At 69.5% G+C, this 18,597-nt stretch carries 15 protein-coding genes and 4 pseudogenes; 9 read left to right on the top strand and 10 right to left on the bottom strand.

Features of this window, described 5'->3' with window-relative positions; all coding sequences use genetic code 11:
• Positions 1–179: 179 nt before the first annotated feature.
• Positions 180–521, bottom strand: a complete 342-nt coding sequence (locus tag ACFOW4_RS04945) for a four-helix bundle copper-binding protein (RefSeq protein WP_377524929.1) — start codon at positions 519–521, stop codon at positions 180–182.
• Between the two features lie 1,069 nt (positions 522–1,590).
• Complete coding sequence (locus ACFOW4_RS04940) at positions 1,591–1,935, bottom strand: hypothetical protein (protein WP_377524927.1); 345 nt, start codon at positions 1,933–1,935, stop codon at positions 1,591–1,593.
• A 150-nt stretch (positions 1,936–2,085) separates the two neighbouring features.
• Between ACFOW4_RS04940 and ACFOW4_RS04935 the strand changes: the two genes are divergently transcribed.
• Positions 2,086–2,583 carry a hypothetical protein gene (locus tag ACFOW4_RS04935; RefSeq protein WP_377524926.1) on the top strand — a complete coding sequence of 166 codons (498 nt, stop codon included), beginning with the start codon at positions 2,086–2,088 and terminating at the stop codon, positions 2,581–2,583.
• A gap of 285 nt (positions 2,584–2,868) precedes the next feature.
• Here the strand turns inward: ACFOW4_RS04935 and ACFOW4_RS04930 are convergent, their stop codons facing one another.
• Positions 2,869–3,024: a hypothetical protein gene (locus ACFOW4_RS04930; RefSeq protein ID WP_377524924.1), complete on the bottom strand. Its 156-nt coding sequence runs from the start codon at positions 3,022–3,024 to the stop codon at positions 2,869–2,871.
• Positions 3,025–3,437: 413 nt separating this feature from the next.
• Between ACFOW4_RS04930 and ACFOW4_RS04925 the strand changes: the two genes are divergently transcribed.
• The 3 genes and pseudogenes from ACFOW4_RS04925 (at position 3,438) to ACFOW4_RS04915 (ending at position 4,846) form a co-directional block, all read left to right on the top strand.
• A complete protein-coding gene (locus ACFOW4_RS04925) occupies positions 3,438–3,716 on the top strand; it encodes a hypothetical protein (RefSeq protein WP_377524922.1) in 279 nt (92 codons plus the stop codon).
• Between the two features lie 132 nt (positions 3,717–3,848).
• Positions 3,849–3,926 (top strand): annotated as a pseudogene (locus ACFOW4_RS04920) (transposase family protein); the annotation flags it as partial.
• A 67-nt stretch (positions 3,927–3,993) separates the two neighbouring features.
• Positions 3,994–4,846 (top strand): annotated as a pseudogene (locus tag ACFOW4_RS04915) (IS5 family transposase).
• Between the two features lie 96 nt (positions 4,847–4,942).
• On the opposite strand, the gene ACFOW4_RS04910 reads toward ACFOW4_RS04915, so the two are convergent.
• The gene (locus ACFOW4_RS04910) at positions 4,943–5,179 is read right to left on the bottom strand and encodes a hypothetical protein (protein ID WP_377524921.1); all 237 of its coding nucleotides are present in this window, start codon (positions 5,177–5,179) and stop codon (positions 4,943–4,945) included.
• A gap of 1,181 nt (positions 5,180–6,360) precedes the next feature.
• Between ACFOW4_RS04910 and ACFOW4_RS04905 the strand changes: the two genes are divergently transcribed.
• Positions 6,361–7,629: a low temperature requirement protein A gene (locus ACFOW4_RS04905; RefSeq protein ID WP_377524919.1), complete on the top strand. Its 1,269-nt coding sequence runs from the start codon at positions 6,361–6,363 to the stop codon at positions 7,627–7,629.
• 143 nt (positions 7,630–7,772) lie between these two features.
• Complete coding sequence (locus ACFOW4_RS04900) at positions 7,773–8,189, top strand: HD domain-containing protein (protein WP_377524917.1); 417 nt, start codon at positions 7,773–7,775, stop codon at positions 8,187–8,189.
• 26 nt (positions 8,190–8,215) lie between these two features.
• Here ACFOW4_RS04900 and metH read toward each other — a convergent pair whose 3' ends face one another.
• Positions 8,216–11,731, bottom strand: a complete 3,516-nt coding sequence (gene metH / locus ACFOW4_RS04895; RefSeq protein WP_377524915.1) for a methionine synthase — start codon at positions 11,729–11,731, stop codon at positions 8,216–8,218.
• Between the two features lie 260 nt (positions 11,732–11,991).
• Here metH and ACFOW4_RS04890 point away from each other — a divergent pair, with 260 nt between their 5' ends.
• Together ACFOW4_RS04890 and ACFOW4_RS04885 are read left to right on the top strand one after the other, a co-directional pair.
• A complete protein-coding gene (locus ACFOW4_RS04890) occupies positions 11,992–12,861 on the top strand; it encodes a PAC2 family protein (protein WP_377524914.1) in 870 nt (289 codons plus the stop codon).
• A 154-nt stretch (positions 12,862–13,015) separates the two neighbouring features.
• Positions 13,016–13,807: a GntR family transcriptional regulator gene (locus ACFOW4_RS04885; protein ID WP_377525206.1), complete on the top strand. Its 792-nt coding sequence runs from the start codon at positions 13,016–13,018 to the stop codon at positions 13,805–13,807.
• Between the two features lie 76 nt (positions 13,808–13,883).
• Here ACFOW4_RS04885 and mshC read toward each other — a convergent pair whose 3' ends face one another.
• The 5 genes and pseudogenes from mshC to ACFOW4_RS04860 form a co-directional block, all read right to left on the bottom strand.
• On the bottom strand, positions 13,884–15,122 hold the full coding sequence (mshC, locus tag ACFOW4_RS04880) for a cysteine--1-D-myo-inosityl 2-amino-2-deoxy-alpha-D-glucopyranoside ligase (protein ID WP_377524911.1): 1,239 nt from the start codon (positions 15,120–15,122) through the stop codon (positions 13,884–13,886).
• Positions 15,123–15,162: 40 nt separating this feature from the next.
• Positions 15,163–15,207, bottom strand: a pseudogene (locus ACFOW4_RS04875) (hypothetical protein); the annotation flags it as partial.
• Positions 15,189–16,007, bottom strand: a complete 819-nt coding sequence (locus ACFOW4_RS04870) for an SCO1664 family protein (protein WP_377524910.1) — start codon at positions 16,005–16,007, stop codon at positions 15,189–15,191. The pseudogene ACFOW4_RS04875 and the gene ACFOW4_RS04870, both read right to left, overlap by 19 nt.
• Positions 16,004–16,582, bottom strand: a complete 579-nt coding sequence (locus ACFOW4_RS04865) for a DUF3090 domain-containing protein (protein ID WP_377524908.1) — start codon at positions 16,580–16,582, stop codon at positions 16,004–16,006. Before ACFOW4_RS04865 ends, ACFOW4_RS04870 begins: the two co-directional genes overlap by 4 nt.
• 154 nt (positions 16,583–16,736) lie before the next feature.
• Entirely contained in the window at positions 16,737–17,453 is a 717-nt protein-coding gene (locus tag ACFOW4_RS04860; RefSeq protein WP_377524907.1) for a histidine phosphatase family protein, read from the bottom strand.
• A gap of 911 nt (positions 17,454–18,364) precedes the next feature.
• On the opposite strand from ACFOW4_RS04860, the pseudogene ACFOW4_RS04855 reads away from it, so the two are divergent.
• A pseudogene (locus ACFOW4_RS04855) lies at positions 18,365–18,597 on the top strand (hypothetical protein); the annotation flags it as partial.

Genomic DNA, 18,597 nt, shown 5'->3' with positions numbered 1-18,597 from the left:
CACCCGAACGTGTACGCCAATGCCCGCGACGTCGGTACGTCGTCACCGGATACCGGCCAGGCGCTGCGTCAGCATCGCAGCAGAATAGCCACCGTCGCCGTCACAACCGCGACCGGCTGGCTCGTGCCTCGGAGGCCAGGTTGGAGAGCGGGTTGCTGCGAATGTCGCAGCTGGAACTGTCAGACGGCGACGGCGGCCATCTGGGTGCACGAGTCGGCGCACCGGCGGCACTGCTCGGCGCAGCGCATCATCTGCTCGTCTCCGCTGAACTGCGCGCAGTCGACCGCGCACGCCTGGCAGATCTGAGCACAGATACGGGATATCTCCGCGTTGAACCGCGACCCGCGCGCCATGAACGCCGCCGCCGTCCGGCATATCTCCGCGCAGTCCACCATCAGCTTGAGGTGCTCGGCCTCGACGTGCCGGCCGCCTTGATGCAGGCAATAAGCCAGAGTCTCTTCACAGATCCGCGAACATTCCAACGCGTCGGTGATCGCCCGGTCCATCACGTCCTTGGCCATGCCGTGCGCAGCCATCCCGAAACCGACCTCCCCCACAGACGTCTCGTCGACGCTGCGGGGTACCCGCCACGGCTTCGGCTAACCGGGACCGAAGACGCCAGCGCGAGTCACAGCTCGTCCCGCCGGAGGCAGCTCTCGTCAGGCTGTGCCGCCAACGCGGCATCCCACTCGTTCCGGTCGTCACAGCCTCGGCCAAGGTCCGCTGGGTGCCGCCCGTGCGGGTGACCCACGGCAAAGTTGCCGAGCGGCACTCCGGACGACTTCAGGCGCAGGTCAGGGCACCTGAGATTGTCACTTGGCGTTGTATTGATCGCGGGCCCAGGCGTAGTCGATCAAACCGGACGAGACGTCCTGTGACCTGGGCCGGGACGCGTCATCGAGGGTCATCGGTGGGCACCGCTGGTTCACCTCAGACGGCCTGGAGACGGCCTGATCTTGAGGGCTCGCGCGTAGTTGTCCCGGAAGATGAGCCGAACGCGGGTGTGCAACGATGATCGGCATGTCGACTCCACGAAAGGGCAATGCCGCGTAGGCGCCCCGCACAACTGCGTGCCGACTCCATCTACCCGCGACCGCTTGACGAGTCGACCTCCGTCATCCCCGGGCTCTCGGCCCGCGGCTTGAAAGCCATCGCCTACCTCGAACGCACCCGCCTCTGGAACCAGGCCGTGTCTGATGCACTGCGGGCCTGGTCATGGTTCGTGCGCCACCCCTGGCATCGCTTGTGGGACCCGACGGCCGGCTGTGGGGTGATGGAGTGTTGTCCTAACCCGCCCGAGTTGCGCTGGATCCTGGACGTCGCCGTTGCTGTCCTTCCGCCGCAGGACGCCCGAACCCTCCGCAAACAGATCGCGGCCCTCGATGAGCTGTGGTGACCCGCCGCAACGGCATCTCGTCGGCCCGGGCGCGAGTAGACCTCTCGCTTGTAAGCTCTGTGCATCCCGTCCGCAGGCGTCCGGCAACGGCTGCACGCTCGGAGCTTCGTCCGTGACTGTGCTCGTCAGCGTGCTGCCGTCCAACGGCGTTGCTGTCAACGTTGCTGTCGGCGGCGGCAACAGGGCAGTCGCGGTTAGGCCCCATATCCCGGCACCCAGGGCAGGGAATCAACCTCGGACGTCCGCCCCTGCAAGACCATCGTGAACAGGTCCAGCATCTCTCTCCGCGAGAAGCCTTCCATGTGCAGCGGGCCGCGGACTTCGTCGTGATCCTCCCAGGTCACAAGTCCTCGGCTTCCCGCGAACGCGGCCACGTCGTACCCAGCCTCGTTGTCGCTGATCCATACATCAGGATGCTCGGGGTCGTCGGCCTCCAGCTCGTCCAACAGATCCGCGAGCTGGTCGATCGACGAGGCGACCTCGCCGCTTCCCCAGCGGTGCTGAATCGAGCACTGTCTAGCATGAGAAGCGTCAGCCATGGAGCGATCCTCGCCCAAGCCGACACGGTCGTCTGCCCCGCTGCCGGCCCTCCTCGTCCCGCCCGGTTGCTGTCGCCGTTGCTGTCGAAGCCACCCCCGCTGTAATCCTGTCGCTGGTACGGCGGCGTGCCGCTGCTAGCCTCGGGGCTGATGACACGCTGCTTCGGCGACCGGGTCACCTTCGCAGTGGAGGTGGGCGAGATCCAGCCGCCCTCACTTCGCGTTGTCGACCTGTGGATGGCTGGGAAAAGGCTGACCACCGATGACAACTCAGCCCTTGTCCCGTTCTTCTCTCGCGCCATGCGGTCGAGCGCGGCGCAGGTGCGCCGACGTGACGTCAAGCCCTGTCCGTTCCCCGGCCACGCTCCGGAGGAGATCTTCCGGCTGCTTCAAGCCGACGAGACAGGGTTTCGGGAGCAGTTCTGGTTCATGCAGTGGGGCGAAACCGTCGACAACGTGTCCACGTACGCCTACCTCGAAGACGACCTGGTGATCCTCTTCGCGTTCTGGCGGGCAAGCCATCCCTTCCTCGAGGATCTGGGCAAGGTCTTCGTCGCCAGAATCCCGCCGGACGAGTTTGCGGCCATCATCGAGGACTCAGCCGATTTGCTGGACGCCGAGGTCGTTGTCGTCGATCCGCGTTGGTGAGCGAATCCATTGTGCCCGGTGCGCCCCAGTGCGAGGCCGACTCCTTGACCCCCAGGCAACGAACGTGGTCCGCCGACCTACGCATTCAAGGTCGATAAGCTGCGGGAGGGCTCCACTGACGTCCGTACACGTCCGCTGCCGTGCGTCCTCATCGTCACTCAGTTAGTCACCCGACCGCCGCTCTCAGGCGTCTGGCGCAGGCAGCCGAAGCCGATGGTCGGATGAGTTGTGCGGATGAAGCCAAGCAAGCGGCCCGCCTCTCGGCCGCCCCGCCCAGAAGATGAGTTACGACCTTTTGGAGAGAATGCCGGTTCCGCCCAGAATGGCCAGCAACACCCCGGCACTCACCACCAGCCAGGAGAGACCGAAGACCTTGATCGTGAACGCTGCGGCAAGCAGTCCGATACCGATCCCGGCGATAAGGCTGTCCCTGTTTGTCACGACTCTCCTTGCTAGTACCGGCCCGCACCAGTTGATGATGCACCTGTAGATCATGGCCGACAATCCGGAGTCCGCCGTCGCGCCCGCCCGGCGCCCCCCGCCGCCGACCATCAGCCACACGGCGGGCCGTCGCTTCGGGGCACGAAGATCAGATCATAGCTCAGAGGGATGGGCCATACGTCCCTTCGGCCTCGCCGAGGATGGGCCACGGACCGTCAGTTTGGAAGGTGTCGACTGTCAGCTTGGGAATCGGATTGATCTACACCCTGGGTAACCGCATCGTCCGGTTGAGGAACACGGAGCGTCCAGGTTAGCGCTCGGGGCAGCCGGCCTTGGCCAGTGTTGACCTCTGCATCGGGCACGCATCGGGCACGCGATCGAGGCCACCGTCGTCCGGGTGAGAGGCTGAGCGCGTGGGGCTGGACAAGGAGATAGCGGCAGGGCTTGCCGATGCGCGCCTGGTTGAATGGCAACGCATCGGCTATGACGAGTGGCGCGCGATGCTCGATGACAAGGATGTACGCCAGGTCGTCGGCAAGGACGGCAAGCGGTACAGCGTGGTCAGCTACGCCCTTGATGACGGCGATGGGCGTATCCGCATGTCGGTGGCCGTGGATGACGGGACCTGGCTGGCGTTCGTACCGCTGGTGCGAGACCAGATCATGTATCCGGATGGCACGTTCGTCGAGTGACTGCTTCGTCCCCAAGGAACGATCATGGCGGGTTGACTTGCGCTCCTACCTGCGCTGAGCTGTACAAACGGTCCGTCGACGTCCACAGACGTCCGTCGGCGTCGATGTCGGTTGTCACTCAATTAGACACCCATGCTCGCCCTGGCCCATCTGCGCAACGGCGACACCAACGCCCGCCTGGCGTACGGTTTCGAGATCAGCGTGAGCACTGGGGGATGTGAACGGTGCCGCGCTAGGCGGTGTCTTCAAAGGATCTTGGTGTCGGATGATGTAGCTCGTGGGTCGTCGCTATGAGTTGTCTGACGTCGAGTGGGAAGCGCTGTCGCGGTACTTGCCGTCGGCGGTGACCGGTGGCAGGCCGCGGTCGGACGATCGGCGGGTGCTCAACGGGATCGTGTGGAAGATCCGAGCCGGGGCGGCGTGGCGGGACGTGCCGGCCCGCTACGGGTCCTGGCAGTCGATCTACACGCGTTTCCGCAGGTGGGCCTTGGACGGGACGTTCGCGCGGATGCTGGCCGGGGTGCAGGCCGACGCGGACGCGGCCGGGGACATCGACTGGCTGGTCTCGGTCGACTCGACCATCGTGCGAGCCCACCAGCACGCTGCTGGCGCTAAAGGGGGCACCGAGAAACGGACGAACCACAAGATCACGCCCTCTGACGATCTCGAGGTGGACTGACCACCAAGATTCACCTCGCCTGCGACGGCCTGGGCCGGACCCTGGCGTTCGTGCTCTCCGGCGGCAACGTCAACGACTGCACCCGCTTCACCCACCTCATGGCCCCGCCATCCGCATAGAACGTCACGGTCCCGGCCGGCCTCGGGTCCGCCCGGACCACGTCATCGCCGACAAGGGCTACAGCTCCAAGGCCATCCGGGCCGACCTACGCCGACGCGGCATCGGGCACACGATTCCCGAACGCGCGGACCAGCAGGCCAACCGCCGCCGGCGCGGCAGCCGAGGCGGCCGGCCACCGGTGTTCGACAAGCAGCTCTACAAGCGGCGCAACGTCGTCGAACGCTGCTTCAACCGGCTCAAGCAGTGCTGCAGCGTCGCGACCCGCTACGACAAGACCGCGACCTCGTACCAGGCCACCGTCACCATCGCCGCGCTACTCCAATGGTTATGAACCTTTGAAGACACGGCCTAGGACCGCGAGGGTGGCGAACGGTGGGACGGCCTGCCTGCATGCGGGTCGTCCGGGGGTCCAGGGAGGGGCGTCGCCTCATTCCAGGACGCCGCCGCCCTGGAATGGGCATTTCTCGTTCGAGGCAATCACGCCATCGGAGAAATAGGTCCACAAGGTATCGACCCAGGGGCCATTGCCCGTACCAAAAGGCGACCATGTCCAGTACGACCAGGCGAAGAGCTGGCCGCCACAGCAGCCCTCAAAGGAGCGGCGGAAGGGCGACCAGCTAAATCTCGTACGCCAGGGGCGGAAGTCGTACTGATAGCGGGTCACCTTGCGTGTCTTCTTGCAGGGATAGGGGAAAATATACTTCCAGCAGACCGTCCAATACGTCTGTGTGATTGTTTGCTGAACTCCACAAGCCATAGCCGTTCCTCCTACTACGAGTCGGAAGAGTGTAGGCCGCCATCCGCAAGTTGGCCTCTTCGCGAGCAATTGTCGAGACCCCGCGTTGACTCACCTATAAGGTCCGCCTGGCTGCGCGTGTCGTTGCTGGTGGCCAAAGGTTCGGGGGCCACGTTGATGGATGGAGTTGACGTTGGCAACCGCAAGGCGATCACCAGGGCACTGGCTGTGAAGTACCGGTCCGGGACGCGAGCCGCGAAGTCGGAGATCTTGGACACGCTCTTATCGATTAAAGGGCCACAGGGATCAATGACCCGGCACGGTATGCGTGATTGATGAAGTACCTATTCATGCTATATCTAAGTACGCCGATCAGATGTACCGTGTCCATGATTTGACACCACCGCGCATGGCGCTGCTCTTCAAGCCATCCCGTCACCCTCGACCCGCCCATCGTGGGAGCGGGCCGCGCCGGCGCCCGCCACGTCAAGACGGCCTTGACGCTAGGCACCCAAGCTGGCGGGCGTCGGCGTGGTCTGCTCGGCTTGCCCGGGGCGAGGTGGCGGATGCGCGGCCATCCCGGAGCCGGAGAGCCCCCGCCGGAGGCGCAGTAACCGCAACCAACCTCCGACCCCTCCGCGCGCTAGGGCCGACGCGGGCAGCTCGGCCGCGTCGCCCAGGCCGTGCCGGTCGGCTGCCTGGCCATATCCACCTCACCCCAACACTCCCCCACCCTGTGGTCCCCGCGCGGCCCGACTCCGCTGTTGCACGCCAGCCGACGGGCTGCCTGCGTGTCCCGGGCCAAAGCGACAGCGACGGCCCGGGCACGCGCCCAGGCGGCGGCGTGAGCGGCCCGTTTCGGGCCGCCTTGAAGACGTACAGAAACTTTGAACCACTTCGCCGGCAGTCCGGCAGCCCGGCAACCCGGTCTCGGGTCCTGCGTGACAGATCGGTATCAGGACCTGAGTGACATTCCGCCGCCTGTAGCACCGGTCCCGCGCCTGGGCCCCACGTTGACGAACAGATGCGAACCGGCGGCGACGGCCGGCGGGACGTCACGCCCCTATCCGCTGGCGCATGAGTTAGCAGGGCCTGCCGAACCTCAGCCAATGCCATCGCGGCACATCCACGTCGGCGAAGTCCGCGTCGTGGTACGACTGCGTCAAAGACAGGCAGAAACGGCAGAAGCGGGCGAGCCGATGACGGGTGGTGCAGTGGGGCTGCGGCGGAGACCCGAGGATCCACAGCGAGCGACGTTCCTGGAACTGTTCTTCGACCTGGTTTTCGTCCTCGCGCTCTTCCGGGTCTCGCAGGGGCTGCTGGAGCATTTGACCTGGAGCGGCGCCTTCCAGACGCTGGTGTTGCTGCTCGCCCTCTGGTGGGTCTGGGTCCATACCACGGGGGCAGCAGACATACTCGACCCGCGACGAGCGCCGATACAGCTGCTGGTCATCGCGGCGATGTTCGGCACTCTGTTGCTGGCCGCCGCCGCCCCGGAGGCGTTCCACGAGCGAGGCCTGTTCTTCGCAGGTGCATACGTCGCCATTCAGGTCGGCCGCAGTGTGTTCATCGTGGCCGTCGTGCGTGACGACGAGGTACGCCCCTTCTACCTGCGGCTGCTCTTCTGGTTCGGCGTATCTGCCGTGCCGTGGATCGCGGGAGCCGCCGCGCACGGTACGGCGCGTGCCGTGCTATGGACGCTCGCGCTGGCCGTGGAGTACACGGCGATCGCACTGCGCTACCCCACACCGTGGTTTGGCCGCGTCCGTGCAGCGGAGTTCGCGATCTCCGGCGAGCACCTGGGAGAGCGCTACCGGCAGTTCTTCATCATCGCGCTCGGCGAGTTGATCCTGGCGACGGGGCTGGCCTTCGGCAACGGCGGTTTCGAGACCGACCGGAGCGCTGCGGTCGTAGTGGCGTTCGCCACGATCGTGCTGCTGTGGCGGATCTACATCTACCGCGCGGGTGAACTGTATCACATGGCCCTGGCAGCCGCCCCTGACCCACTCCGCGTGGGCACCCCGGGGGTGTACTCCCACCTCGCCATGATCGCCGGCATCGTGGCGATCGCCGTCGGCGACGAGCTTGTCATCGTGCACCCGTTCGGACACACACAGCCGACCTGGATCGCCGTGATCCTCGGCGGGCCCGCACTGTTCCTCGCCGGACGTGCCCTCTTCGAGTATGCGGTGTTCCGCCGTGTGTCCTGGGATCGGCCGATCGGGGTCCTCGTCCTCGTCGTCATCTCCCCAGTGATGATCCTGGTGCCGCCGCTAGGCGTCGCCACCGCCGCCGTCGTCGTCCTGGCAGGAGTCGCCGTAGCTGACGCGATGCGCGCACGACGACACCCACGCGAGCTGCCGTCACGACCCGGCTAGCCGGAAGTGTCACCCACGTCCCGAGACCGATCTGTCACGGACGTCTTGAGACCCGGCATCGCCGGCAGCCCGGCCGCCCTCGCCCAGTCGGCCCACTGTCCACGGGATGGCGAGCAGGCTGGTTCGCTCCGTACCCTGGCGACATGGCCGCCCTCGTCGACACTGCTCGGGAAGTTGCGCGACACCTGTTGGAGACGCCGTTGCCCCGTCGATGGAGTCACGTCCAGGCGGTCGCCGCCAAGGCGGACAGGATCAGCGCCGCCGTTCCGGCCGAGGATCGCGAGGTACTTGTAGCGTCGGCGTGGCTACACGATATGGGCTACAGCCCCGACCTGGTGGATACCGGCTTCCACTCGTTGGATGGTGGCCGCTGGCTGCGCCGTCAGCGCTTCAACGCGCGGATTGCCGCCCTGGTGGCTCATCACTCTTGCGCTTGGCAGGAAGCCGAGGAGCGCGGGCTTGGCGAGGTACTGGCTGCCGAGTTCCCTCGGGAGGAAACCGCGGTGACCGACGCTCTGTGCTGCTCGGACATTGGTTCAACGGCTCTCCGGCCGACCTGAGGTGCAGGTCAGGGCACCTGTGCCGGCTACTTGGCGTTGAAGTAGCTCGCCTCCGGGTGGTGGACCACGATGGCGTCGGTGGCCTGCTCCGGCATCAACTGGAACTCCTCGGACAGCTGCACCCCGATCCGCTCCGAGCCGAGCAGCTCCACGATCTTCGCCCGGTCCTCCAGGTCCGGACAGGCCGGGTAGCCGAACGCGTAGCGGCAGCCCCGGTAGTCGGTGCGCAGCAGGCCGGCCAGGTCGGCCGGGTCGTCGTCGGCGAGCGTACGGTCGCCGGGCAGGGTCAGTTCGGTACGGATGCGCCGGTGCCAGTACTCCGCGAGGGCCTCGGTGAGCTGCACGGACAGCCCGTGCACCTCCAGGTAGTCGCGGTACTCGTTGCGGGCGAACAGCTTCGCCGCGTACTCGCTGACTGGCTGGCCCACGGTGACCAACTGCAACGCGACCACGTCGAGCTGGTCGCCCTTCGGGCGGAAGAAGTCGGCCAGGCAGAGGCGCCGCTCCTGGCGCTGGCGGGGGAACGAGAACCGGGCCCGCTCGGCGTGCCCGTTCTCGTCGAGCACCACCAGGTCGTTGCCCTCGGAGTACGCCGGGAAGTAGCCGTACACCACCGCGGCTTCCAGCACCTGGTCGGCGATCAGCCGGTCCAGCCAGTAGCGCAGCCGGGGCCGGCCCTCGGTCTCCACCAGTTCCTCGTAGGACGGGCCTCCGCCACCACGGGCGCCGCGCAGCCCCCACTGCCCGAGGAAGGTGGCCCGCTCGTCGAGCAGCGCCGCGTAGTCGGCCAGCGGCACGCCCTTGACCACCCGCGTACCCAGGAACGGCGGGGTCGGCACCGCCACGTCGGCGGCCACGTCGGAGCGCACCGAGGAGTCGTGCAGCTCCGGCAGTGAGTCGGTGACCACCGCGCGCTGCCGTTCCCGGCGCGCCCGCCGGGCCGCCAGGGCCGCCTCCCGCTCCGGGTCGACCACGGGGGCGCCGCCGCGCTTCGCGGTCATCACCCGGTCCATCAGCGACAGACCCTCGAACGCGTCGCGGGCGTAGTGCACCTGCCCGGGGAACATCGACCGCAGGTCGTCCTCGACGTACGCGCGGGTCAGCGCCGCACCCCCCAGCAGGACCGGCCAGCGCTCCGCGACCCCGCGCGAAGCCATCTCGGCGAGGTTCTCCTTCATGATGACGGTGCTCTTGACTAGCAGCCCGGACATCCCGATCGCGTCGGCGCGGTGCTGCTCGGCGGCGTCGAGGATGGCGCTGATCGGCTGCTTGATGCCGATGTTCACGACCTCGTAGCCGTTGTTGGACAGGATGATGTCGACCAGGTTCTTGCCGATGTCGTGCACGTCGCCGCGGACCGTGGCAAGGACGATGCGGCCCTTGCCGCCGTCCTCGGTGGTCTCCATGTGCGGCTCCAGGTACGCCACCGCGGTCTTCATCACCTCGGCGGACTGCAGGACGAACGGCAGCTGCATCTGCCCGGAGCCGAACAGCTCACCGACCACCTTCATCCCGTCCAACAGGATGTCGTTGATGATCGACAGCGGGGACCGGCCGCCGGCCATCGCGGCGTCCAGGTCGTCCTCCAGGCCGGTGCGCTCGCCGTCGATGATCCGCCGCTTGAGCCGCTCGTCCAGCGGCAGCGCCGCCAGCTCCTGGGCCCGGCTGGCCCGCGCGCTGGTCACGTCGACGCCCTCGAACAGCTCAAGGAAGCGCTGCACCGGGTCGTACCCCGGGCGGCGCCGGTCGTAGACCAGGTCCAGTGCGACCTCGCGCTGCTCGTCGGGGATCTTCGACATCGGCAGGATCTTGCTGGCGTGCACGATCGCCGAGGTCAGACCGGCCTGCACGCACTCGTGCAGGAACACCGAGTTGAGCACCTGCCGGGCCGCCGGGTTGAGCCCGAAGGAGATGTTCGAGATGCCGAGGGTGAAGTTGACCCCCGGGTAGCGCCGGGCGATTTCCCGGATCGCCTCGATCGTCTCCAGCCCGTCGCGGCGGGTCTCCTCCTGCCCTGTGGCGATCGGGAAGGTCAATGCGTCGATCAGGATGTCCGCGCGGTCCATGCCCCAACGGCCGGTCAGGTCGTCGATGAGCCGCGCCGCCACCCGGACCTTCCACTCCCGGGTACGCGCCTGCCCCTCCTCGTCGATGAGCAACGCCACCACGGCCGCGCCGTGCTCGCGGACCACCGGCATCACCCTCGCGTACCGGGAGTCGGGCCCGTCACCGTCCTCGAAGTTCACCGAGTTGACCACGCAGCGGCCGCCCAGCATCTCCAGGCCCGCCTCGACCACCGCCGGCTCGGTGGAGTCCAGCATGATCGGCAGGGTGGAGGCCGTGGCGAACCGGCCGGCGAGCTCGCGCATGTCCTGCGTGCCGTCACGGCCGACGTAGTCCACGCAGAGGTCCAGCAGGTGCGAGCCGTCGCGGGCCTGGCTGCGGGCGATCTCCACGCAGGCCCGCCAGTCGCCGGCGAGCATGGCCTCCCGGAACGCCTTGGAACCGTTGGCGTTGGTCCGCTCCCCCACCATCAGCACCGAGGCGTCCTGCGCGAACGGCACCGGGTGGTAGACCGACGAGACGCCGGCCTCGTGGCGGGGCTCGCGCGCGGCGGCAGACGCGCCGTGCAGCCGCTCGGAGAGCACCCGGATGTGCTCCGGGGTGGTGCCGCAGCAGCCGCCGATCAGCGACACGCCGTACTCGGTGACGAACCGCTCCAGCGCGTCGGCCAACTCCACCGGCGTCAGCGGGAAGTACGCCCCGTCGGCGGTCAGCACCGGCAGGCCGGCGTTCGGCATCACCGACAGCGGGATGCGGGAGTGCTGGGACAGGTAGCGCAGGTGCTCACTCATCTCGGCCGGGCCGGTGGAGCAGTTGAGCCCGATCAGGTCCACGCCCAGCGGCTCGATGGCCGCGAGAGCCGCGCCGATCTCGCTGCCCACCAGCATGGTGCCGGTGGTCTCCACGGCGACGTGGCAGATGATCGGCACGGTGCGGTCGAGCTCGGCCATCGCCCGCTTGCACCCGACCACGGCCGCCTTGACCTGGAGCAGGTCCTGGCAGGTCTCGACGATCAGCGCGTCCGCGCCGCCGGCGATCAGGCCGGCGGCGTTCTCCTGGTATGCGTCGCGCAATGACGCGTAGGGGGCGTGCCCGAGGGTGGGCAGCTTGGTGCCGGGGCCGATGGAGCCGAGCACGAACCGGGGCCGCTGCGGGGTGCTCGCCGCGTCGGCGGCCTCCCGGGCGATCCGGGCCCCCGCCTCGGACAGCTCCCGGATCCGGTGGGGGATGTCGTACTCGGCGAGGTTGGCCAGGTTGGCGCCGAACGTGTTGGTCTCCACGCAGTCCGCTCCGGCCGCCAGGTAGGCGTCGTGCACCCCGCGCACCACGTCCGGCCGCGTGACGTTGAGGATCTCGTTGCACCCCTCGAGACCGTCGAAGTCGTCGAGGGTGAGGTCCGCGGCCTGCAGCATGGTGCCCATCGCGCCGTCGGCGATGAGGATCCGGTCGGTCAGCACATCGAGCAACGAAGTCCGCACGGATTCAGGTTAGTGCGACACGCGGCGCACCGATCGCCGCCCGCGCCCGTTCCCATATTGTGTCAGCGGGATCACCCTGTCCGGTTGGGTGCCGTTTGACCGGTCGTCGGTGCCTCGACCGGCGCGGCCGACGGGCCGCGTCCGAGCCCGGCACGTAGGCTGACGGACGTGAAGGACAACAGGGACGCCACCGTGCCCCACGGCCGCACGACCGGGCGCGGTCCCGGCGCGGGCCGCCACGAGCAGGGTGAGGTGACGGCATGACCGAGTTCGACGGGCTGCCGGTGCTGCGGTCTCCGGTGGCCATCGCCGCTTTCGAGGGCTGGAACGACGCCGCGGACGCCTCGACCGCCGCGGTCGAGCACCTGGAGCAGGTCTGGCAGGCCCGACAGGTCACGGAGCTGGACCCGGAGGATTTCTACGACTTCCAGGTGAGCCGTCCGACCATCACCATGGCCGACGGCGAGACCCGACGGGTGGAGTGGCCGACGACCCGCTTCATGGTCGCGAGCCCGGAGGGCACCGAACGGGACGTCGTCCTCATCCGGGGCATCGAGCCGAGCATGCGCTGGCGCACCTTCTGTGAGCAGGTGCTGGAGATCTGCCACAGCCTGGAGGTCAACCGGGTGGTGCTGCTCGGCGCGTTGCTGGCCGACGTGCCCTACACCCGCCCGCTGCCGATCAGCGGCAGCGCCTCGGACGCCGAAGCCGCGCAGCGCTACCAACTCACCCCGACCCGCTACGACGGCCCGACCGGCATCGTCGGGGTGCTGCACGACGCCTGCAGCAAGGCCGAGGTCGACGCCGTCTCCTTCTGGGTGCACGTACCGCACTACGCCAACAACCCGCCCTGCCCCAAGGCGACGGTCGCGCTGCTGCACCGGGTCGAGGAAGTGCTCGACCTGCCGGTGCCGATGGCCGACCTGGCCGAGGAGTCCGCCGAGTGGGAGCAGCGGGTGCGCAGCGCCGCCGAGCAGGACGCCGAACTCGGCGAGTACGTCCGCGAGCTGGAGGAGCGGGTCGGCGACGAGGGCATCACCCCGCTGACCGGTGACGAGATCGCCCAGGAGTTCGAGAAGTACCTGCGCCGCCGGGGCGGCTCGGCCGGCCCGACCGCCGGTTCCTGGTAACGCCCCTCCCCCGCATCGCCCGGGCCCCGGACCTCGTGTCCGGGGCCCGTTCGCGTACCGGCTGTTCCTGGTCGGTGTCGTCCGCGTGTCCGGGGTGGCGCCGTCACACCCGCTAAGGCATCCTAGGAACCTAGCTGTGATCGAGGAGGCGGGTGTGCAGATCAATCCCGGGGCCGCTGAGTTCCCGCATCGGCAGATCGCCGCCCAGCTCAAGGCGCAGGTGCGCCGCGGCGACTGGGGGCCGGGCGAGCGGCTGCCGTCCATCCCGGCCATCGCCGAGATGTTCGGCGTGGCCAAGCAGACCGTGCAACGCGCCGTCGACCAGCTGCGGGTCGAGGGCATCCTGATCACCAAGCCCGGCTCCGGCACGTACGTCCGGGGCACCCGGCGCCGACTCAACCGGCTCTCCCGCGGCCGGTACGGCGGATTCCGCGGCTACCACACCGACCTGGCCGCCCGGTACCGCCAGCAGCTCGTCTCGGTCGGCCGCGCCCCCGCCCCCGCCGAGGTCGCCGACGCGTTCGGCGTACCCGACGGCACCGACCTGCTCTGCCGCCGGCACCTGGTGCGCACCGACGACTCACCGGTCGAGGTGGGTGCCTCCTGGTTCCTGCCGACCGACACCGCCGGCACCTCCCTGGAGCGCGCTGAGGCCTTCGGCCGGCCGCTCTACCAGGAGGCCGAGGAGGCCACCGGCCGACGGTACGTCTCGGCGACCGACACGATCAGCGCCCGCCAACCCAGCCGGGAGGAGGCCGAGACGTTGCAGATCCGCCCCGACACCCCGGTGCTGCACCTGCTGCACGTCGCCTACGACGGCCACCGCAAGCCCATCGAGGTCGCCCAGGCCACCTGGCCCGGCCCGATGACCACACTCACCGAGGAGTACGCCATCCCCGGGCCTGTCCCCGACCCGGAGCCCGACCCCGGCCTGGTGCTCGGCTGACGGCCCCCGATCGCTGCGACGCGATCGTTAAGAAGGGGCCCCTGCTCTACCGGAGGCGTTAACAGGGGGCCCTTCCTTACAGGCGGATGCCGAGGAGGGCGTCGACCGTGTCGGCGAAGAGGGCGGGCGCGGCGGGGTCGTCGGCCGCGCCGGCGAGGGTCGCGTCCGCCCAACGGTCGGCCACGGCCAGGGCGCCGGGCGAGTCGAGGTCGTCGGCGAGGCGCTCGCGTACCCCGGCCAGCAGCTCGGCCCCGGACGGCCCGGCGGGCGCGGCCGCGGCGCGCCGCCAGCGGGCCAGGCGCTCCTGGGCGGTGGTGAGCAGCTCGTCGGTCCAGGTGCGGTCGCTGCGGTAGTGCCCGGAGATCAGCGCCAGCCGGATCGCCATCGGGTCGACCTTGTCGGCGCGCAGCCGGGACACGAAGACCAGGTTGCCGCGGGACTTGGACATCTTCTCGCCGTCCAGGCCGATCATGCCGGCGTGCACGTAGTGCTCGGCGAACGGTGCCTGGCCGGTCAGCCGCTCGGCGTGCGCCGCGGACGCCTCGTGGTGCGGGAAGAGCAGGTCGTTGCCGCCGCCCTGCACGTCGATCCGATCGCCGAGCAGGTTCAGCGCGATCACCGCGCACTCGATGTGCCAGCCCGGACGGCCCGCGCCCAGCTTCCCGCCAGGCCAGGACGGCTCGCCCTCACGGGCACCGCGCCACAGCAGCGGGTCGAGCGGGTCGCGCTTGCCGGCCCGGTCCGGGTCGCCGCCGCGCTCCGGGAAGATCTCCAGCATCTGCTCACGGGTCAGGTTGGACTCGTAGCCGAACCGCGGCGCGGCGGAGACGTCGAAGTAGACGTCGCCGGTGCCGTCGTCGAGCTGGTACGCGGCGCCGTCCTTGAGCAGCACCTCGACCTTGTCGGCGATGTCCGGGATCGACTCGACGGCGCCCACGTAGTGCGCCGGCGGGATGATCCGCAGCGCCTCCATGTCCTCCCGGAACAGCGCCGTCTCGCGCATGGCCAGGACCACCCAGTCCTCGCCGTCGCGGGCGGCCCGCTCCAGCAGCGGGTCGTCGATGTCGGTGACGTTCTGCACGTAGCGCACCGGGCGGCCGGCGTCGCGCCACACCCGCTGCACCAGGTCGAAGGTGATCATGGTGGCGGCGTGGCCGAGGTGGGTGGCGTCGTACGGGGTGATGCCACAGACGTACATGCTCGCCGCGTCGGCCGGCTCACTCGGGTGCACACCCTGCCGCGCCGAGTCGTACAACGCCAGCGCCTTGCCCCTGCCCGGCAGCCGTGGCACCTCGTGTCCCGCCCAAGACTCCATGGACTCAGCCTAGCCAGCCCGCCGACGGCCTCGGGCGGCCCTACGGGTGATCAAGATGACAGTTGATCACATGGGCGGCCAGGGCACCGCCGGCCAGTCCTCCGACGGCTGCGGGAACCGGCCGGTCCGCCGCAGCTCGTCGATCCGGGCGGCCAGCTCCGCGATCTCACTGATCGTCAGGTGGTCGGCCAACTCCGCGCCGAGCGGCCCGGCGACCTGCCCGGCCAGCCCGTCGAGCATCACCACCGCGTCCTGCGGCAGCCGCCGGCCGGCCCAGCCCCAGAGCACCGTGCGCAGCTTGCCCTCGACGTGGAAGCTCACGCCGTGATCCACGCCGTAGATCCGGTCGTCCGCGCCCACGAGCACGTGGCCGCCCTTACGGTCGGCGTTGTTGATCACCGCGTCCAGCACCGCGAGCCGGGCCAGTCGCGGGTCGTCGGCGTGCGCCAGCGCGTACGCGGTGCCGTCGTCGTCGCGGGCCGCCGCGATCGGGAACCAGCGCGGCGGCAGGGACTCCGCGGGCACGAACCCGACCAGTGGCTCGGCGTCCTCCGGCTCGTCGATCCAGAGCTGGCAGGACCCGGGGCCGAGCGGCCCGTCACGCAGCACGGTGGGCGGCACCAGGTCCCAGCCGGTGGCCCGGGACACCAGGTACGCGGAGACCTCCCGGCCCGCGAGGGTGCCGTCGGGAAAGTCCCAGAGCGGGCGTTCGCCGCGAACCGGCTTGTACACGCACCGGGCGGAGACATCCTCGAGGGTGAGGATGCCACGCAGGGTGGTGTTGGAGGCGTCGACCAGCCGCCCCTCCAGCTCGAGCTGACCGTCGCGCAACAACCGCAGCGCGGCATCACCGTCCTGGCGGGGCTGGAGGCCGGACGAGGTCACCGGTGGTAACCGTTGTGGCGCGGGCAGAGATGCCCGGCCGGGTCCAACGGCTGACCGCAGAGGGGGCAGGGTGGCCGGCCCGCGTTCACCACCCGCCGGGCCCGCTCGATGAACTGGCGGGTGGCCTGCGGGGTGAGTCGGACCCGCAGCCGGTCGAGGTCCTCGTCCGGCTCCTCGTCCTCGTCGTCCTCGTCGTCGTCCTCGTCGCCCAGCTCGACCTCGGCCTCCGCCTCACCGGCGGCGATCGCCTCGATCACCACGGTCGCGGTGTCCACGTCGAAGGCCAGCCCGAGGGTCCCGACCCGGAACTCCTCGTCGACCGGGGTGTCCAGCGGCTCGTTGTCGCCCAGCAGCGCCGGCACCTCGGGCAGGTCCACACCGAAGCGCCGCTGCGCCTCGGTGAGCAGCTCCTCGAGCTTCTCGGCGAGAAGGGACACCTGGACCTTTTCCAGCGCGACGCTGACCAGCCGGCCGCCACCGCGGGCCTGCAGGAAGAACGTGCGCTCCCCCGGCGGTCCGACGGTCCCGGCGACGAACCGCTCCGGCGGCTCGAAGGCGTGCACCTGGTGGGTCATACCCACGACCCTATCCGGCCCGCCATGGCATCGCGCACCCCACCGACCCGAATCGCCGCCGGGGCGGCGCGCCCGGCGTAACGCCCGCCACAGCCGGGCGTGGCGGGCGGCCGACCGCTCCCGGACCGCTCGGCTCGCCGGGGCCTGCCGGCGGTCACCGGGACGCGCCCGCGCCGCCGCCGACCGCGGCGTCGGAGTCGGCCACGCGGCTGGTGGCCCGGCGCCGACGCTTGCGCGGCGGGGGCACCAGCGTGGCCAGGTCGCCGCCGGTGTCGTTGAGCCGGAGCAGGAACGGCCGCAGCGGCGTGTACCGGATCGCCGTCACCGACGCCGGGTCGGCCACGATCCGCTGAAAAAGATCAAGGTGTACGCCGAGCGCGTCCGCCACGATGGCCTTGATCACATCGCCGTGGCTACAGGCCAGCCAGACCGTCTCGGGCCCGTGTTCCGCGCTCACCCGGGCGTCCCAGGAGCGCACCGCCGCGACCGCCCGCGCCGCCATGGCCGCCATAGACTCCCCCTCGGGAAAGACCGCGGCACTCGGATGCTGCTGCACCACCGGCCAGAGGGGCTCCTTGGCGAGTTTCTTCAGCGGCTGGCCCTCCCAGCTGCCGTAACCGCACTCGATCAGCCCGTCCTCGACCATCGGGGCGGCCTGCGGCAGCGCCAGCTCCAGGGTCTGTCGGCAGCGCACCAGCGGACTGGTCACGACCGCGGCCAGCGGCAGGGCACGCAGCCGTTCACCCACCGCGGCGGCCTGGGCGCGCCCGGTGTCGTCCAGCTCGACCGGTTGCCGGCCAGCCAGGCCGCCGTCGGCGTTCGCCGTCGTCCGGCCGTGTCGCAGAAGTAGAAGGGTCGCCACGCTGACCACCCTAGGGCCTCCCTTCGCACCCTGACCCGCCCCGGCCCTCCTGTGGCACCCGGGCTTCCGTCATGTCGGGGGACGCTCGCTGCGGTGGCAGATGCTGGGTGCCGGATGGTTGCGGTGCGTCGTGGGTGGGGTGGGGCCCGCCGTGCCCGGCTCCGGGCGGTCAGGCTTGATCCCTGCGCCGGGCACGGCGGGCCCCACCCCTGCCGGTGGCTGAGCGCCGCCCGGAACGCGCGGAAAAGCCGTCGCTGTGGCGTCCCAGGCCCCGTGAAGTTCGGGTGATCCACTCGGTATCGGTGATGTCGGGGTGTCCCGGGCGCGCGGATACCCCGATATCGGCGATGTCGAGTGGATCATCCGGTTCGCGGCCGACTGACGCCTCGCGGCGCACCCCGGTGTGGTGACCGTTGTCGGATTTGGGGTGGTCTGACCTGTGACCGGCGGCATCCCCGTGGCGGAATCGGGGCCGGCCCGCCGTCGTTACATACCCTGACGATCGCAGCACCGCCGGCCCCTCAGCCGGCCCGCCGCACCCGGCCCCCGGCCGGAATGACCCCGGCCCGACCGTGGTTACAGATCTCTGAACGACCGCACCAGCACCCGCCTCACCGGGTGTTCGCGGATGGGCCCGCCCCCCGGAATGACCCCGGCCCGACCGTGGTTACAGATCTCTGAACGACCGCACCAGCACCCGCTTCACTGGGGTGTTCGCGGATGGGCCCGCCCCCGGAATGACTCCGGCCCGGCGGTCGTTACATACAGACCCGGCGCCACGAGAGGCCCCCGGCCCGTGGCCCGCAGGTCACAGACTTTCCCCCGTGAACTTTGTGCGAGGCGCCCGACGAGGTGCTGACACCACGAGCCGTTCCCCCGAATGGCTGTGGGTGTTTCCTACCCCCGAAGGAGCTACCCCCATGAACACGATCATCCGTAAGAGCATGCTGTCCGTTGCCGGTCTCGCCTTCGCCGGTGGCATCTTCGCCGGCCCCGTCGCCGCCCACGCCACCACCCCGGTGGTGGACGCCAAGGCGGTCGCGGTGGTGCAGGCCGACAAGAGCGACACGAAGCTGATCCCGCACGGCACCCAGGGCAAGCAGTCGCACATCGACCTCAACGACGAGCAGACGGCCAATGTCAAGGCGATCAT

The sequence above is a fragment of the Micromonospora sp. GCM10011542 genome (assembly GCF_042650685.1).
Classification (GTDB): Bacteria; Actinomycetota; Actinomycetes; order Mycobacteriales; family Micromonosporaceae; genus Micromonospora.
Note: the sequence above shows the minus strand (reverse complement) of the source record. Positions and strands in the feature narration are given on the sequence as shown.